Here is a 14,915-nt window from a genome sequence, read left to right as displayed (position 1 = left end):
CGAACCCAACCAGGTGAATCATGGGCACCGGTGCAGCAAAAGAGGCTGCACCGACCCAGCTCCCCATCGACGAAGCGCCGCACCAGCCAACGTAATCGGCCACCCAGAAGCGCTGCGATCAACAACAAGCAGCACATCCCGGCCAGCGACACCGCCCCCACCAGATAGCTGCGGGGGCGGCGCGGATGCGATCGCTGCCTGCCACAACGCGGCCTCCACGCCACCAGCAGGGCGCTCCCCCTTCTCACTCACAGGGGGCCTGACCAGCCAGTTCCCCACTTCGATCCGCCCCGCCGCGCCCAGATACGACGCGACCTGCCCCGCCACCGGATACGGGCCCTGCGGGTGCGTTAACGTCGCCAACGAGCAGATAAGACTTGGACGTTGCGGCCACGAAGCGCTCCAGCGCCGAAGCACCCCCACCGCCGCTTCACACAACTCACGCGGAGCATCACCCGGAGCTTGCAGGCACGACTCGATCACCTCACACCACTGCGGGGCATCCATGTCAATAACAACGCGCCCCTCAAGGGACATCTCCCCCGCCGGGATTCGCCCACGCCGCCCGAACTGTCCACCCGGCCACATTTTTCGAGCAGGCAGCCGATGATCAATGCTCCGTAGCTGCTCAGCCACCACCGCCACCACCGCCGGATCGGCGGCCGGCACCAACGGGCCAGGTAACCCACCCAGACACACCGAACACTGCCCACACGGCCCACCCTGCGGATCATCCAGGCTGGCGCGCAGCAACTCCATCAAACACGACCGGCCCTGCACATAGTCACGCATGATCGCTGCTTCACGTTCACGCACCCGCACAATGGCGGCGTAATGGTCAGCGTCATACCGCCACGGCGTACCCGTGGCCACCCACCCCTGCGGGGTTCGTTCAGTCACGTGGTCAACCGCTAACTGTTTAAGCAGCAACTCCACACGTCCCCGACGCAACCCGGTTACCGCCTCCAACGCAGGCACTGACTGCGGCTCACCAGTGTCAAGAGCATCAAGAACCCGGCGCGCCATGCCTTCATCAGGCAACGTCGCCGTCGCGAAATGACGCCACACCGGCTCATCAGCCGCGCTGGGCAACAAGGCGACAAGAGCATGCTCAATACCACGACCTGCGCGCCCAACCTGCTGGTAGTACGACACCGGAGACGGCGGCGCCCCCATATGAACAACAAACCCCAAATCCGGTTTGTCATACCCCATCCCTAACGCACTCGTAGCGATAAGAGCTTTGACTTCATTACGGCGCAGCTTGTCCTCAAGTAACGCACGCTCAGCCGCCTCAAGCTGCCCCGTATACATCGCCACCGGATAATCCACTCCATGCACAGCTTGAACCGCGCAGGTAGCGCGCTGCGCATCAGCAACCGTCAACGCATACACAATCCCCGACCCCGGCAACACCGGCAGCATCTGCGCCACCCACGCGTACCGCTGCAACGCAGACATCGGTGGAACCACCGCCAACTGGAGACTGTCCCGCCCCAACGGACCCCGCAAAACCGTTGTCGCCTCACCCAGTTGGGATGCAACATCCTGCGTGACACGCGCATTGGCTGTCGCCGTGGTCGCAAGCACCGGAACCTGGGCATCCAACCGCGCCAACACCTGCGCGATACGGCGATAATCTGGGCGGAAATCATGCCCCCAGTCAGAGACAGCATGTGCCTCATCGATGACGAGCAACCCCATGTTCCCCATCAACGCCGACAACACCCGCCGACCAAACGTCGGATGAGCTAGCCGCTCCGGCGAGATGAGCAACACATCCACCTCACCGGCAGCTAACTGTCCCTCCACCGCAGACCACTCATCCACGTTCGAACTGTTCAACGTCACCGCGTTCAACCCAGCACGACGGGCCGCCTCAATCTGGTCACGCATCAACGCCAACAGCGGAGACAACACCAACGTGGCACCACCCCCGGCGGCGCGACGCGCAGCTGTAGCGCACCAATACACCGCCGACTTACCCCAACCCGTTGCCTGCACCACCAACACCCGCGCCCCATCACAAGACAACGCAGCAACAGCCTCGGCCTGGTCATCACGCAGCCGCGCACCCGGCCCAGCCAGGCGACAAATCACCTCACTGGCAGGGCCCTGCCACGGGATTGACCGGGCCGCCCCGCTCACGCCGCGCTGTCCGTGCCGGGTTTCTTCTGCGCCGCAGCAGCGCGACGCCGCTCACGATCCAGGCGGTCCATTTCATTTGCCTCCGCCAACGTAGGAGCCGTGCCACCCAGGCGCGCCGGCAAAAACTTCAAATCATCACCCTCAAGGCGAGGATATTCGGCCTGCGCGTGGTCAAGTAGCAGCTGCATCTCGGCGCGCAATGTGGCAGAAACCTCATCGGCCGGTGCCTGCTTCGGCGCACTAATCGCTTTGCCCACCGTCAACGAAATCGGAGTACGGCTGTAACCCAAACGACGAGGATGCCCCTTCGTCCAAATCCGCTGCGTACCCCACAACACAATCGGAATGATCGGCACCCCTGTGGCCTGCGCCATCCGGATCGCACCAGTCTTGAACTCCTTCAACTCATACGAGCGAGAGATCGTTGCTTCAGGGAACACCCCAACCAGCTCGCCAGCTTTCAGCGCTTTCACCGCATCCCGAAACGCTTGACTGCCGTTCTCACGATCCACCGGTATGTGCTTCATCCCCGACATCAACGGCCCAGCAATCGGGTGATCCCACACCGATTTTTTGCACATAAACCGGATCAACCTGCGGCTGGGGCGAGCCGCCAAACCCGCATACGCAAAATCCATGTACGAAAGGTGGTTCATCACGATCACCGCACCACCCTCTGTGGGGATGTTCTCCGAACCCGTCACTCTGAAACGGATACCTTGGGCAGCGAAAAGTGTGCGGGCAACAGCGACGACCGAGTTGTAAACGGGCTCCATGGCGTACAAAACTACCGCCTCCAACAGGCAGAACACGATCTGCCTGGATGCCCTTACTCGCCGAAAGACACTTCAACACTGACGCAGCCGCAACTCACCCCCTAGGGTGAAGATATGAGCCTCGAACGCCCTATCCCACCCGACCCCTACAGCATGCTTCCCGTCGTGCCGCCATTCGCGTTGACCAGCGTCGACTTCAAAGACGGCAGCGACCTACCCAAATCCGCGGACTTCAGCACCGATAACCTCTCCCCCGAACTTTCCTGGCACGACGCCCCCGCGGGCACCAAATCATTCATGATCACCTGTTTCGACCCTGACGCCCCCACCCCCTCAGGGTTCTGGCACTGGGTTGCCGTAGGTATTCCCGGAAACGCCACTTGCCTGCACGCCAACGCTGGCGCCGAAGGCGGCGAAGAACTCCCCGCTGGTGCCTTCCACCTCAACAACGACTACGGATACGCCGGCTTCGGAGGAGCAGCTCCCCCCGCGGGCGACCGCCCGCACCGATACATTTTTGCCGTCACAGCCCTGGACGCCACCGCCGAAGAAATCGGGATCACCGCTGACTTCTCCCCCGCCAAGGCCCACTTCTTCGCACTCACACACGTTGTGGGACGCGCAGTACTCACCGGCACATACGCCATCCCCGCCTAACCGCACCACTAACAAAAACCAGGCTGTACCGAACAGCGAGCTCATGCCCCTGCTCTCACCAACATGAACCAGCGGCAAGCCTGAAGACAGCCCGCCCGATTCAGGCTTGCCGCCAATCTTTTACGAGACGATCAACGCACCCGCAACGCCCACATAGCCACCGCTGAAGCCGCAGCCACATTCAACGAATCAACACCATGCCCCATCGGGATACGCACCACCACGTCACTCTTAGCCAACGTGCGCTGCTGCAGCCCATCCCCCTCAGTGCCCAGCACCAGCGCCAACCGCTCCGGCGGATCAGCAGCCAACTCATCCAGCGTCACCGAATCATCCGACAACGCAAACGACGCCACCGACACCCCCCACTGCCGTAAACAATCCGCCCCAGCAGGCCACTGCTCAATCCGCGTCCACGGCACATTCAACACATTCCCCATCGACACCCGCACGCTCCGGCGGTACAGAGGATCAGCGCACCTAGGCGTCACCAACACGCCATCGACACCCAACGCCGCAGCGGACCGGAAAATCGCCCCCACATTCGTGTGATCAACAATGTCTTCCAACACCACCAACCGCCGCGCACCCCGGACAACATCCTCAACCGAGGGCAACTGCGGGCGGTGCATCGCCGCCAACACACCCCGATGTAGATGGAATCCTGTCATCGCCTCGATGACCTCATGCTCCCCCACAAACACCGGCACTGACTCGCCCTCGAATTGAGCCACGAGATCAGACAGCTCATTCACCCACCGCGGAGCTAACAGCAGCGAGCGAGGGCGATGCCCCACCGCCAACGCCCTCCGCAACACCTTCTCGCTCTCGGCCATATACAAACCGCCTGCAGGCTCAAGAGCACGGCGCAGGTTCACATCAGTCAAAGAAAAATAGTCGCGGACCCGTTCATCGGCGGGATCAGTGATAGTGATCGGCACGAACGGACCTTATCGACCCACACCGCGCCCCGCCGAAACGTTCCCTGGCCTCACCTCACGGTCGCTGCCCACGCATGCGGGCCTCACTGTCGTGCACCTCTGCCTCTGAACGCTGAACTTCCTCACGAGCCCGGCGTAACGCCTCCCGCGGATCCTCCAAATCCGTATCCACGAACGGATTGTCCTCCGGTACGTCATCGGTGTACTTCGGCGTGTTGCCGCTACTCGCAGCAGGGAACGTCGGGCCGTTCTTCCCGCCAAAAGCCCCCGCGAACCCGCGCAACGCCTCAGTGAACTCACCTGGAACAACCCACATTTTGTTGGAGTCACCCTGCGCGATCTGCGGCAACACTTCCAAATACTTGTACGCCAACAACTGCTGATCAGGTTTACCGCGGTGAATCGCATCAAACACCTGCTGGATCGCTCGCGCCTGCCCCTGAGCTTCCAACACCTTCGACTGGGCATCACCCTCGGCCTTCAAAATGGCCGCCTGCTTTTCACCCTCGGCCTTCAAAATCGCTGACTGCTTCACACCCTCAGCCGTCAAAATCGCTGCCCGCCGATCCCGCTCAGCACGCATCTGCTTCTCCATCGAGTCCTGCACCGACGCGGGCGGTTCAATGCTCTTCAGCTCCACCCGGGCCACACGGATCCCCCACTTACCGGTCGCCTCATCCAAAACACCACGCAACTGGCCATTGATCTGATCACGGCTAGTCAACGTCTGTTCCAAATCCATCGCACCGATCACGTTCCGCAACGTCGTGACCGTCAACTGCTCAATACCCTGAATGAAATTCGCGATCCCATAAATCGCGCTCTTAGGGTCAATCACCGAGTAATAAATCACCGTGTCAATGTTGACCACCAGGTTGTCTGAGGTGATCACCGGCTGAGGCGGGAACGAAACCACCTGCTCACGCAAGTCAATCCCCGCCCGAACTGTGTCCACAAACGGCACCAAGACGTAAATACCGCCATCCAGCGTCCGTGAATACCGCCCCAACCGTTCAATGATCAGCGACGTCTGCTGCGGAACAATCTTGATCGACTTCACGACCAAAAGAACCGCCACCGCTAAAAACAGCAACAAAATAATGGTGGCTACCACGCCAAAATCCTTCCCCGAAAACATCTACAACTAACTACCAAGCACAATTGCACTCAACATCCACCGCCAGTGACGGCAAACAAAAACAACACACAAAATCAGTCACCCACGCCAGAAACCGCGTCCTGTGGCCCCACATGCGGAACCACCAGCAGCGTCACCCCATCAACCCCCGACACCTGCACCCAAGCTCCCACTGCGCCAGGTAACACCCTCGCGCCTTCAGCCCACCGCGCCGACCACACCTCACCATCAACCTTCACCTGGCCCCCACAGTCAGTGACCTCTTCCACCACCACCCCACGGCGCCCCACATACGCCTCCTTACCCGAGGCGAACTGCGGCAACGACGCTAAAAACCGCTGCTTCAGCACCGGCCGCACCGTGAAAATCAACGACACCGCCACCACAGCGAAAACCACTACCTGGCCCGGCGCACCCACCACAAAAGCAGTCATGCTGGCGGCGAAAGCGCCCGCCGCCAGCATGAGAAACACAAAATCAGCGCTCGCCAGCTCCACCCCCGCAAGGATTAACGCAGCACCAAGCCACGCCGCCCACGCGTTGTGAACCAACCACTCTGGAAGATTCTCCACAGCACCCTCCTACGGGTAGGGCTGGCTCGGCTCCTTAACTGTTCGCGTAAGCCGTCCAGCGGTCACCGCGACGCTCCACCGTCAACGACAGCCCGAACGCCTCCGACAAGTTCTCGTTCGTCAACACCGATTCCAGCGGACCTGCCGCCACGATGCTGCCTTCCTTCAACAGCAAAGCATCTGTGAAGCCCGGTGGGATCTCTTCCACGTGGTGTGTCACCATCACCATCGCCGGAGCGGTCACATCATGGGCAAACGCACTCAACCGGGCGATCAAATCTTCACGGCCACCCAAATCCAAACCAGAAGTGGGCTCGTCAAGAAGCAACAACTCCGGGTTAGTCATCAACGATCGTGCGATTTGCACTCGCTTACGCTCACCGTCAGACAATTTGCCGTAGGGACGGTCAGCAAAATGGGACATCCCCAATGCCTCCAGCAACCGTTCCGCGCGACCGGTGTCAACACCCTCGTACTGCTCATGCCAACGCCCGACACGGTTGTATGAAGCAGTCCGCACAACATCCAAAGCCGTCTCTCGAGCTGGAATCCGCTCAGACACAGAAGAACTCGCCAAACCGATACGGCCGCGCAGCTCAAACACATCCACCGCGCCCAACACCTCGTCCAACACCCCAGCAACACCAGAACTGGGGTGCAGACGCCCCGCAGCAATCTGCAACAACGTGGACTTCCCTGCCCCATTGGGGCCAAGCATGATCCACCTCTCGCCTTCCTCCACCGACCACGTAATGTCACGAAGGATCGTGGTGGCGCCCCGCACCACACCCACCTCGGAAAAGTCCAGAACATCGCTCATGCGAAAAACCATATGCGAGATGGTGGTCCGCTCGCGCACACTTGGGCCCCTCCTCAACCACCCCTACCATGACCACGTGCCACCCATCCCCGCCTCCATCAGACTCGCCCTATGGGGAACCCGCGTCCTCACTGGCCACCTACCCTCCGCAGCCCTAGACCGGCTCATCGCCCCCGACATCGACACCACAGAACCCATACGACCCCATATCGAAACCTGGGCAGACCTAGGCGAACGTGTCGTCCTGGCGGCGCTCCCCCACCCCGGTCACCCCACCCTCTGCCCTCACGGCTCCTCCGCCTTACTCTCAGCAGCAACCACAGCTAACGAATGCGTCTTTGCCCCCACCCTCGGAAACGCGCTCGTCCCCTTCGGATGGGATAACCAACCCGGCATCCCCGACGCCCAACGCCCCCGCCCCGAAACCTCCACCGAACCAACAGCCCACTGGAAGATCTACGAAACGAACGCCACCCCCACCTGGCAACTCGAAGCACTCTCCCTACGTGACACTCGCCACACCCTAGCCAGCGAACGCGAAAACGCCTTAGCTCTCCTCGCCGAAACACACTTGCCCTGGCAGTCACGCGGCCTACGCGACCTAGCTGAGGCCGCACTGGACACCGGCAACTCCTACCTGCCTGATGCACTACCCGAAAGCCACCGCGCCGTCATTGATGAAGCCGCCACACTCGGACATATGGCACGCCTTGGACTAGCGATGCCTGACGACGGCGCTCTCGAGCAAGTAAACCGCCGCGCCGAAGCACTCCGCAGACTCACCATCGCCGCCGACACCGCACTCGCTTCAGCTACCTGCATCGCCGCCCTCACCCTTGCCGGGCTGCGCAATAACCACCCCGAAGACGACTAGGCCCTGTCCCTGCGGGAGCCAGAAAAGAACCAAACCATCTCCGCTCCCACAAGAACAACAGCAGTACCACTCACCTACACGAGCACAGATTCATACACCTGCATCGTCTTATCGCCGATGGAGTCCCACGAGAACTGTTCCACCGCCCGCGCTCGACCAGCAGCACCTCGACGCCGCGCCTCCTGCGGGTCAGCAACAGCCTCATTCAAAGCATTGCCCAAATCGTGAACCCAAGCATCCTCATCAACTGGAGTTCCTGATCCATCATCGACCTGCTCGATATCGACCAGCCACCCGGTCTGGCCATCAACAACAACCTCCGGGATGCCGCCAGTTGCGGTGGCCACCACGGCCGCTTCGCATGCCATTGCCTCCAAGTTCACGATTCCCAGCGGTTCATAAATCGAGGGGCATGCGAACACGGTGGCGTTCGTTTCCAACGCAATCACCTTGTGACGTGGAAGATGCTCAGGGATGTACACCACGCCTTGGCGCGTATCCTGCAGTTCTTTCATCAAAGCAGCGATCTCGGCCCCGATTTCGGGAGTGTCAGGGGCGCCAGCGCACAAAACCAGCTGCACATCTGGTGGCAACGACTTCGCCGCACGCAGCATGTACGGCAACCCTTTCTGACGGGTTTGGCGGCCCACAAACACGATTGAGCGAGCATCGGGGTTCACCCCTAGAGAGCGAACAAGGTCTTTGCCTGCATCTGAGTGGTCCGGGGCCCATTTGTGCGCGTCAATACCGTTGTGCACCACCTTGACTTTGTCTGGGTCTAGGTCGGGGTAGCACTTAAGGATGTCGGCGCGCATGCCGTGGCTGACTGCGATCACGGCCGCGGCGGCTTCGTAGGCTGTTTTCTCGATCCAGCTAGAAACGCGATAGCCGCCGCCGAGCTGCTCTGCTTTCCATGGCCGTAATGGCTCCAGGCTGTGTGCTGACACTACGTGCGGAATCCCTGCCAGCACAGATCCGAGATGGCCAGCCATGTTCGCGTACCACGTGTGGCTATGAACAAGGTCAGCGCCAACAACGTCAGCTGCTATCGCAAGGTCCTGGCCTAGGGTTCGAATAGCGCCGTTTGCCTGCGCTAGTTCGGGCAGTTCGGGGTAGCCGCTGGTTCCTGGTTCATCGACAGGGTCACCGAATGCACGAACTCGCACATCGATATCACCCCGTGCCCGCAAAGCCTTAACTAGTTCTTCGACATGGACACCGGCTCCGCCGTACACATTCGGCGGGTATTCCTTGGACAAAATATCTGCTCGCACACGGTGACCTTATGCGCCTGTTGCCCTTGGTCGCAGCTAGCTGTCAGAGCTGACTCGTTCGTGAGTGAACTCATAGAACGTCTCTGCACCCCGGCTCCATTCCCGCTGTGCCACAGCGTGATCACTGAGGTGTTCGCATTTGTCCACGCGGAACACCAGCGGGCGGAATATCACTAGATTCGAGGCATGCCCACGACCAAGAAACGCAACCCCAACGTTTTGGCTATCGTCCTGGCCGGCGGTGAAGGCAAACGACTCATGCCGCTCACTGCTGATCGGGCAAAACCTGCGGTCCCCTTCGGGGGCGTATATCGCCTCATCGACTTTGCTCTCAGTAACGTCGTGAACTCCGGCTACCTGAAGGTGGTCGTGCTCACACAATACAAATCTCATTCCCTCGACCGGCACATTTCGCGCACGTGGCGGATGTCAAACATGCTCGGTAACTATGTGGCTCCTATCCCTGCGCAGCAGCGCAAAGGGAAGCAGTGGTACATGGGCAGCGCTGATGCGATTTATCAGAGCTTGAACACTCTGGACGATGAGCGACCTGACATCGTTGTGGTGGTTGGCGCTGATCACGTCTACCGCATGGATTTCAGCCAGATGGTTGAGCAACACGTCGAGACGGGTGCGGGCATCACCGTCGCGGCGATTCGTCAGCCGATTGCGTTGGCTGACCAGTTCGGTGTGATCGAGGTCGATGAGGCCGATAACTGCAAGATTGGCGCATGGCGGGAAAAACCAACGGATGCTAAGGGTTTGCCTGACTCTCCGGAGGAAGTTCTCGCCTCAATGGGCAACTATGTTTTCGACGCTGACGTGCTGCGCGATGTGATTATGCAAGACGCGGAGAATGAGGACAGCGACCACGACATGGGTGGGGACATCGTTCCTCATTTCGTTGACCGTGGCGAGGGGTTCGTTTACGACTTCAACAACAACGAGATCCCTGGCGCTACCGATCGAGACCGGGCGTATTGGCGTGATGTGGGCACGATTGACTCGTACTACGAGGCAAACATGGATCTGATCCAGATAGAGCCGATCTTCAACCTGTACAACTACGACTGGCCGTTGTTTACGAGCATGTCGGTACCGTATCCGCCGGCGAAGTTCGTGCATAACGAGGAGGGGCGTCGTGGGGAGGCGCTGAACTCGGTCACTTCCCACGGGACGATCATTTCTGGTGGCAAAGTCAATGGGTCGGTGATCTCACCGAATGTGCTGGTAAACAGCTATAGCGAGGTGGATCATTCGGTGTTGTTGGACAACGTGAAGGTGGGGCGTAAGGCAACGATTCGCCGCGCGATCCTCGATAAAAACGTGGTGGTTGAGCCCGGCGCCACGGTGGGTGTGGACCCTGAGGTGGATCGTGCGGCGGGCTGGCATGTCAGCGATGGCGGCGTGGTGGTGGTTCCTAAGGGTGCGGTTGTGCGCGCGCAGGAGTGAGTGATGTGGTGAGCGGGGTTGGCTGTTGTGGGTGTTTCACTGCGGCTGGCCCCGCTGCCGCTGCTGGTTAGCGTCGTTCGGGGCGTGAGCTGAAGTATTGGATGCTGCCGATGTGGGTGAACCCTTCGGTCATGAACGCTGCTGCCATGGCGGCGTCGCCTGCGAAAACTGCTGAGGCGATGACTTCGTTTTCTGGGATGCTGGCTAAGGCGCGGTGGAGCAGGTCGGGGCCGTGTCCTTGGCCTCGCCGTTCGGGGGCGATTTCGACAGTGATGCCGCGTAGGCCTCCAACGCCGTTACCGATGACGACGACGTCGTGTTCTTCGGGGTTGGGGTGGCCGAGTACTTGCACTTCGGTCATGGTGCGGCGGGCGATTTCGACGGTGGGTCGGTGGTTGAGGTCGGGGCGGCTGACGAGGGGTTCGGAGTCGCCGTTTTCGTTTCCGGTGCCGGCGGCAAGCATGAGCATGTTGGGTGCACCGATCCAGCCTGTGGGGCCGGCGAGGTGGTTGAGCACGCGGGCGCTGGTGGCTTCTGGGCCGCCGTTGACTCCTATTTCTTCGAGCTGGTTGTCGGTGAAGTCGTAGGAGACGGCCAGGATTGAGTGGGTGCCGAAGCAGAGTATGGCTTGGATGTTTGGCCCCCAGGGGGTGACTCGGGTCCAAGCGCCGTCGTTAGGGATGGGTTCTCCGGCGGCGAGTCCGCGCAGAAATCGTGCGAGGGGGTGACGGGCGGCTGTCCATACGTCACGGCCGAGGGCGTGGTGAGGGTTTGCGGTCGTGGTCATGATCTTCAACCTTGCTGTGTTCCAGCCCGTGAGACTGTGGGCGTGTCGCCGGATTCATCGGCGTCACAAGACAGTTCCTGAGATACGTGACGGTTGGACAGATGCATCAGTGGCGTGAGCAGAGGTTTTGTTCGCTGCTCACGCCACTGTGTGTTCCTCTTTGTGGTGTGTTGGTTTAGCCGCCCAGAGAGTGGAATCCGCCGTCGACATGGACGATTTCACCGGTGGTGGCGGGGAACCAGTCTGACAACAGGGCGATGCATCCTTTGGCTGCCGGCACGGGGTCACTGATGTCCCATCCCAGCGGGGAGTGTTCGCCCCATTCAGCGAAGCGGGAGAACTGTGGGATGGATGTTGCTGCGGTGGTGCTGATGGGGCCGGCTGCGATGAGGTTGCAGCGGATGCCTTTGGGTCCCATGTCGCGGGCTACGTAGCGTGAGGTTGATTCGAAGGCGGCTTTAGCTACACCCATCCAGTCGTATCCGTTCCAGGCAACAGATGCATCGAGGGTGAGCCCGACGATGGCGCTGCCGGGGCGCATGAGTGGTTCGGCGGCGACGGCGAGTGCTTTGAGGGAGTAGGCGGAGATGTGTAGTGCGGGGGCTACGTCTTCCCAGGTGGCGTTGATGAAGTCGAATGCGGGCTTGGGTGCGAATCCGATGGAGTGCAGTACGCCGTCGAGGTGGTCGCTGTGTTCGCCGATGCGGTCAGCGAAGGCTTCGAAGTCTTCGGGTTTAGATGCGTCGAGTTCGATGACGGGGGCGGTGGTGGGCAGTCGGCGGGCGATGGCGCTGGTGATTTTCATCGTGCGCCCGAAGGAGGTGAGGATGACGTTTGCGCCCTGTTCTTGGGCGAGTTTGGCGACGTGGAACGCGATTGAGGATTCGGTGAGGACGCCGGTGATGGCGATGGTTTTGCCTTCGAGGATCGGCATTGTGTGTGGGGTTTCCTTTCAGATGTGAGGGGATAAGGCGTGGTTGGTTAGCTTCCCATCGCGAATCCGCCGTCGACGGGTAGGACGACGCCGTTGACGTAGGAGGCGCCGGGTGAGACGAGGAACTCTACGGCGTTGGCGACTTCGGTTGCTTCTCCCATGCGGCCGAGGGGGATTTCTTTGCGGTAGCTCTCTTTGAGGTCTTCGGGGAGTTCGTCGGTCATGTCGGTGGCGATGAAGCCGGGCATGATCACGTTGGAGGTAATGGATCGGGGGCCGAGTTCGCGGGCGAGGGAGCGGGATGCGCCGATGAGTCCGGCTTTGCTGGCGGCGTAGTTGACTTGCCCTGGGGATCCTTTGGTGCCAACGATGCTGGAGATGAAGACGATGCGTCCTTTTTTGAGGCGGAGCATTCCTTTGGCGGCACGGCGGGCGCAGCGGATGGCTCCGACGAGGTTGGTGTCTAGGACGTCGTTGATGTCTTCGTCTTTCATGCGCATGAGGAGCATGTCTCGGGTGATTCCTGCGTTGGCGACGAGGATTTCGATGGGGCTGCCGAGGAGTTCTTCGGCGGCAGTGAAACCGTCATTGACGCTGTCGGTGTCGGAGACATCGAGGGTGACTACGTCGAGGCCTTCGGGGGCTTGGCCGGAGCGTGAGCCGACCACGACGCGGTAGCCAGCTTCTTGCAGTCGCAGAGCGGTGGCTAGGCCGATGCCGCGGTTTCCTCCGGTGATGAGGGCGGTTCGCGCGTCTGTCATGGGGTCTCCGTTCTGGGTATTTCCGTCGTGGGACGGTGTTGGATTCTGTTCTATGTGGCTCGGACGAGACTGGGAGTAGTTCGTGAGCGAGGCGAGCCTGTGTCTATGGCTGTGAAGGCCGTTGAGGTGAGGGTATCGGTGACTCGCGGGTAGGAGTAGCGTGGAGTGGTGACACGTAGCGAACAGGATGGCCCGATCGTTTATTCGATTTCGGATGCTCCGGTATCTGCGAGGGTGGATCATGACCGGCGTGTGCGTGGCTATTTGATTTCGATGGGGATTCGTACGGCTTCGTTTGTGTTGGCGTATGTGTTTTGGTTTGTTTTTGAGTTGCAGTGGGTGGCGTGGGTTTTTGTTGCATTGGCGGTGGTGTTGCCGTATCCGGCGGTGATGTTGGCGAATATGCAGGAGAAACGTTCTTCGCGTGGAAGTTTTGAGCGTCCGACGCGGGCTATCGGTCCTGGTTCTTCGGGAGGCGCTGGGGGGTCACAGGTCGCTGTTCGTGATGCTGGGTCTTCTACTGAGGGCTCGCAAGTGCCGCCGGCGTCGGGGCGTTCGTGGTGGGTTGGGTGAGGTGTTGATGGTGGGGTGTTTTAGCCGCCAATGGAGGACATTGGCCTGGCTGGTTGGGTGAAGTCGGGTTCGCCGATGCCGTGTCCGCGGAGTTTGCGCCACATTTCCCCGCGGATGAGGGAGAGGAGTTCTCGGTCGGTGGCGCCCTCGCGTAGGGGGGTGCGTAGGTCCATTTCTCCGCGGGCGAAGAGGCAGTTGCGCACCATGCCGTCGGCGGTGAGGCGGACGCGGTCGCAGGCGTGGCAGAACGGCGCGGTGACTGAGGCGATGATGCCAACGGTGGCGGGGCCTTCGTTGACGAGGTAGTGCTCTGCGGGTGAGCTTCCGCGGTTTTCGTTCAGAGGGGTGAGGGTAAAGCGGGTTTGGAGTTCTTTGCGTAGTTCTTCGGCAGTGATCATGTCTTCGCGGACCCAGCCGTGTTGGGCATCGAGGGGCATTTGTTCGATAAATCGCAGCTGATAGCCGCGTTCGATGCACCAGGCGAGGAGATCGGTGACGCCGTGGTCGTTGATTCCGCGCATGGCGACGGCATTGATTTTGATGGGGGTTAGGCCTGCTTCAGCGGCAGCTTCAAGGCCTTCGATGACATCAGTAAGGCGGTTGCGTCGGGTGAGGCGGTGGAAGATGTCGGGGTCGATGGTGTCAAGGCTGACGTTGACGCGGTCTAGGCCTGCTTCAGCCAGTGCGGTGGCGTGTTTTTTAAGGAAGACGGCGTTGGTGGTCATGGCTACGTCGGGGCGGGGGGTGAGTTGGGTGAAGGCACGCACGAGGTCGGGTACGCCTGGTCGCAGGAGCGGTTCTCCTCCGGTGAGGCGGATTTTGGTGACTCCTGCTTCAACGAAGATCGCAACGACGCGGGTGAGTTCTTCATCGGTGAGCATTTGTGCGCGGGTCATCCATTGGAGCCCTTCGGCGGGCATGCAGTAGGTGCAGCGTAGGTTGCAGTGGTCAGTGAGGGAGACGCGTAGGTCGCGTGCCGTTCTGCCGAATCTGTCGCCGAGGGGCCCGGTGCTGGTCGACGTGGTGGCGGGGGTGCCGTTGGCCATGGGGTTCGTCTCCTCCGGTGGTGGTTACGGCCGGTGAGTGGGGTGCCCGGTTCTCGGTCGTTGAAGGATCATGTCATGGAGGTTCCTTTTGTTGCCATGGTGGCGGACCTCAGAAGTGCTGAAGAGGCGGGGCGGGGTTGCAGGGGGTTCGAGCGAGTAACG

General features: G+C 60.7%; 15 protein-coding genes. 4 read left to right on the top strand and 11 right to left on the bottom strand.

What is annotated here, in order from left to right:
• Positions 1-18: 18 nt before the first annotated feature.
• Together AC2T9U_RS05220 and AC2T9U_RS05215 are read right to left on the bottom strand one after the other, a co-directional pair.
• Positions 19-2,148, bottom strand: a complete 2,130-nt coding sequence (locus tag AC2T9U_RS05220) for a RecQ family ATP-dependent DNA helicase (protein WP_493696829.1) — start codon at positions 2,146-2,148, stop codon at positions 19-21.
• Positions 2,145-2,924 carry a lysophospholipid acyltransferase family protein gene (locus tag AC2T9U_RS05215; protein ID WP_493696828.1) on the bottom strand — a complete coding sequence of 260 codons (780 nt, stop codon included), beginning with the start codon at positions 2,922-2,924 and terminating at the stop codon, positions 2,145-2,147. Before AC2T9U_RS05215 ends, AC2T9U_RS05220 begins: the two co-directional genes overlap by 4 nt.
• Positions 2,925-3,038: 114 nt before the next feature.
• On the opposite strand from AC2T9U_RS05215, the gene AC2T9U_RS05210 reads away from it, so the two are divergent.
• Entirely contained in the window at positions 3,039-3,581 is a 543-nt protein-coding gene (locus tag AC2T9U_RS05210) for a YbhB/YbcL family Raf kinase inhibitor-like protein (protein ID WP_493696827.1), read from the top strand.
• Positions 3,582-3,712: 131 nt separating this feature from the next.
• Here the strand turns inward: AC2T9U_RS05210 and AC2T9U_RS05205 are convergent, their stop codons facing one another.
• The 4 genes from AC2T9U_RS05205 to AC2T9U_RS05190 form a co-directional block, all read right to left on the bottom strand.
• The gene (locus AC2T9U_RS05205) at positions 3,713-4,522 is read right to left on the bottom strand and encodes a TrmH family RNA methyltransferase (RefSeq protein WP_115030475.1); all 810 of its coding nucleotides are present in this window, start codon (positions 4,520-4,522) and stop codon (positions 3,713-3,715) included.
• Positions 4,523-4,577: 55 nt separating this feature from the next.
• Complete coding sequence (locus AC2T9U_RS05200) at positions 4,578-5,636, bottom strand: SPFH domain-containing protein (RefSeq protein WP_258553145.1); 1,059 nt, start codon at positions 5,634-5,636, stop codon at positions 4,578-4,580.
• A 98-nt stretch (positions 5,637-5,734) separates the two neighbouring features.
• The gene (locus tag AC2T9U_RS05195; protein ID WP_115030478.1) at positions 5,735-6,232 is read right to left on the bottom strand and encodes an NfeD family protein; all 498 of its coding nucleotides are present in this window, start codon (positions 6,230-6,232) and stop codon (positions 5,735-5,737) included.
• A 34-nt stretch (positions 6,233-6,266) separates the two neighbouring features.
• Positions 6,267-7,052 (bottom strand): ABC transporter ATP-binding protein, encoded by a 786-nt coding sequence (locus tag AC2T9U_RS05190; RefSeq protein ID WP_115030480.1) that lies wholly within the window; start codon positions 7,050-7,052, stop codon positions 6,267-6,269.
• Positions 7,053-7,128: 76 nt separating this feature from the next.
• On the opposite strand from AC2T9U_RS05190, the gene AC2T9U_RS05185 reads away from it, so the two are divergent.
• Entirely contained in the window at positions 7,129-7,926 is a 798-nt protein-coding gene (locus AC2T9U_RS05185) for an Rv1486c family protein (RefSeq protein WP_493696826.1), read from the top strand.
• A gap of 74 nt (positions 7,927-8,000) precedes the next feature.
• Here the strand turns inward: AC2T9U_RS05185 and glgA are convergent, their stop codons facing one another.
• Positions 8,001-9,200, bottom strand: coding sequence for a glycogen synthase (gene glgA, locus AC2T9U_RS05180; protein ID WP_493696825.1), 1,200 nt, complete (start codon positions 9,198-9,200; stop codon positions 8,001-8,003).
• A 186-nt stretch (positions 9,201-9,386) separates the two neighbouring features.
• On the opposite strand from glgA, the gene glgC reads away from it, so the two are divergent.
• Positions 9,387-10,652, top strand: coding sequence for a glucose-1-phosphate adenylyltransferase (gene glgC, locus AC2T9U_RS05175; RefSeq protein ID WP_208303503.1), 1,266 nt, complete (start codon positions 9,387-9,389; stop codon positions 10,650-10,652).
• A gap of 67 nt (positions 10,653-10,719) precedes the next feature.
• On the opposite strand, the gene AC2T9U_RS05170 is transcribed toward glgC, so the two are convergent.
• The 3 genes from AC2T9U_RS05170 to fabG form a co-directional block, all read right to left on the bottom strand.
• Positions 10,720-11,439 carry an N-acetyltransferase gene (locus tag AC2T9U_RS05170; RefSeq protein WP_493696824.1) on the bottom strand — a complete coding sequence of 240 codons (720 nt, stop codon included), beginning with the start codon at positions 11,437-11,439 and terminating at the stop codon, positions 10,720-10,722.
• Positions 11,440-11,614: 175 nt separating this feature from the next.
• Positions 11,615-12,373, bottom strand: a complete 759-nt coding sequence (gene fabI, locus AC2T9U_RS05165; RefSeq protein WP_493696823.1) for an enoyl-ACP reductase FabI — start codon at positions 12,371-12,373, stop codon at positions 11,615-11,617.
• Between the two features lie 47 nt (positions 12,374-12,420).
• Positions 12,421-13,134: a 3-oxoacyl-ACP reductase FabG gene (fabG, locus tag AC2T9U_RS05160; protein WP_115030491.1), complete on the bottom strand. Its 714-nt coding sequence runs from the start codon at positions 13,132-13,134 to the stop codon at positions 12,421-12,423.
• 168 nt (positions 13,135-13,302) lie between these two features.
• On the opposite strand from fabG, the gene AC2T9U_RS05155 reads away from it, so the two are divergent.
• Positions 13,303-13,707, top strand: a complete 405-nt coding sequence (locus AC2T9U_RS05155) for a DUF3099 domain-containing protein (protein ID WP_181816038.1) — start codon at positions 13,303-13,305, stop codon at positions 13,705-13,707.
• Positions 13,708-13,727: 20 nt separating this feature from the next.
• On the opposite strand, the gene moaA is transcribed toward AC2T9U_RS05155, so the two are convergent.
• Positions 13,728-14,753: a GTP 3',8-cyclase MoaA gene (gene moaA, locus AC2T9U_RS05150; protein ID WP_115030495.1), complete on the bottom strand. Its 1,026-nt coding sequence runs from the start codon at positions 14,751-14,753 to the stop codon at positions 13,728-13,730.
• Between the last annotated feature and the right edge of the window lie 162 nt (positions 14,754-14,915).

This window comes from Dermatophilus sp. B7861-1 (assembly GCF_058996045.1).
Note: the sequence above shows the minus strand (reverse complement) of the source record. Positions and strands in the feature narration are given on the sequence as shown.

What these genes read in the sequence shown, in the direction of transcription:
- AC2T9U_RS05170 (WP_493696824.1), bottom strand. Translation starts at nt 11,439, where the DNA reads ATGACCACGACCGCAAACCCTCACCACGCCCTCGGCCGTGACGTATGG.
- glgC (WP_208303503.1), top strand. Translation starts at nt 9,387, where the DNA reads ATGCCCACGACCAAGAAACGCAACCCCAACGTTTTGGCTATCGTCCTG.
- fabG (WP_115030491.1), bottom strand. Translation starts at nt 13,134, where the DNA reads ATGACAGACGCGCGAACCGCCCTCATCACCGGAGGAAACCGCGGCATC.
- AC2T9U_RS05190 (WP_115030480.1), bottom strand. Translation starts at nt 7,052, where the DNA reads ATGAGCGATGTTCTGGACTTTTCCGAGGTGGGTGTGGTGCGGGGCGCC.
- moaA (WP_115030495.1), bottom strand. Translation starts at nt 14,753, where the DNA reads ATGGCCAACGGCACCCCCGCCACCACGTCGACCAGCACCGGGCCCCTC.
- AC2T9U_RS05215 (WP_493696828.1), bottom strand. Translation starts at nt 2,924, where the DNA reads ATGGAGCCCGTTTACAACTCGGTCGTCGCTGTTGCCCGCACACTTTTC.
- AC2T9U_RS05210 (WP_493696827.1), top strand. Translation starts at nt 3,039, where the DNA reads ATGAGCCTCGAACGCCCTATCCCACCCGACCCCTACAGCATGCTTCCC.
- fabI (WP_493696823.1), bottom strand. Translation starts at nt 12,373, where the DNA reads ATGCCGATCCTCGAAGGCAAAACCATCGCCATCACCGGCGTCCTCACC.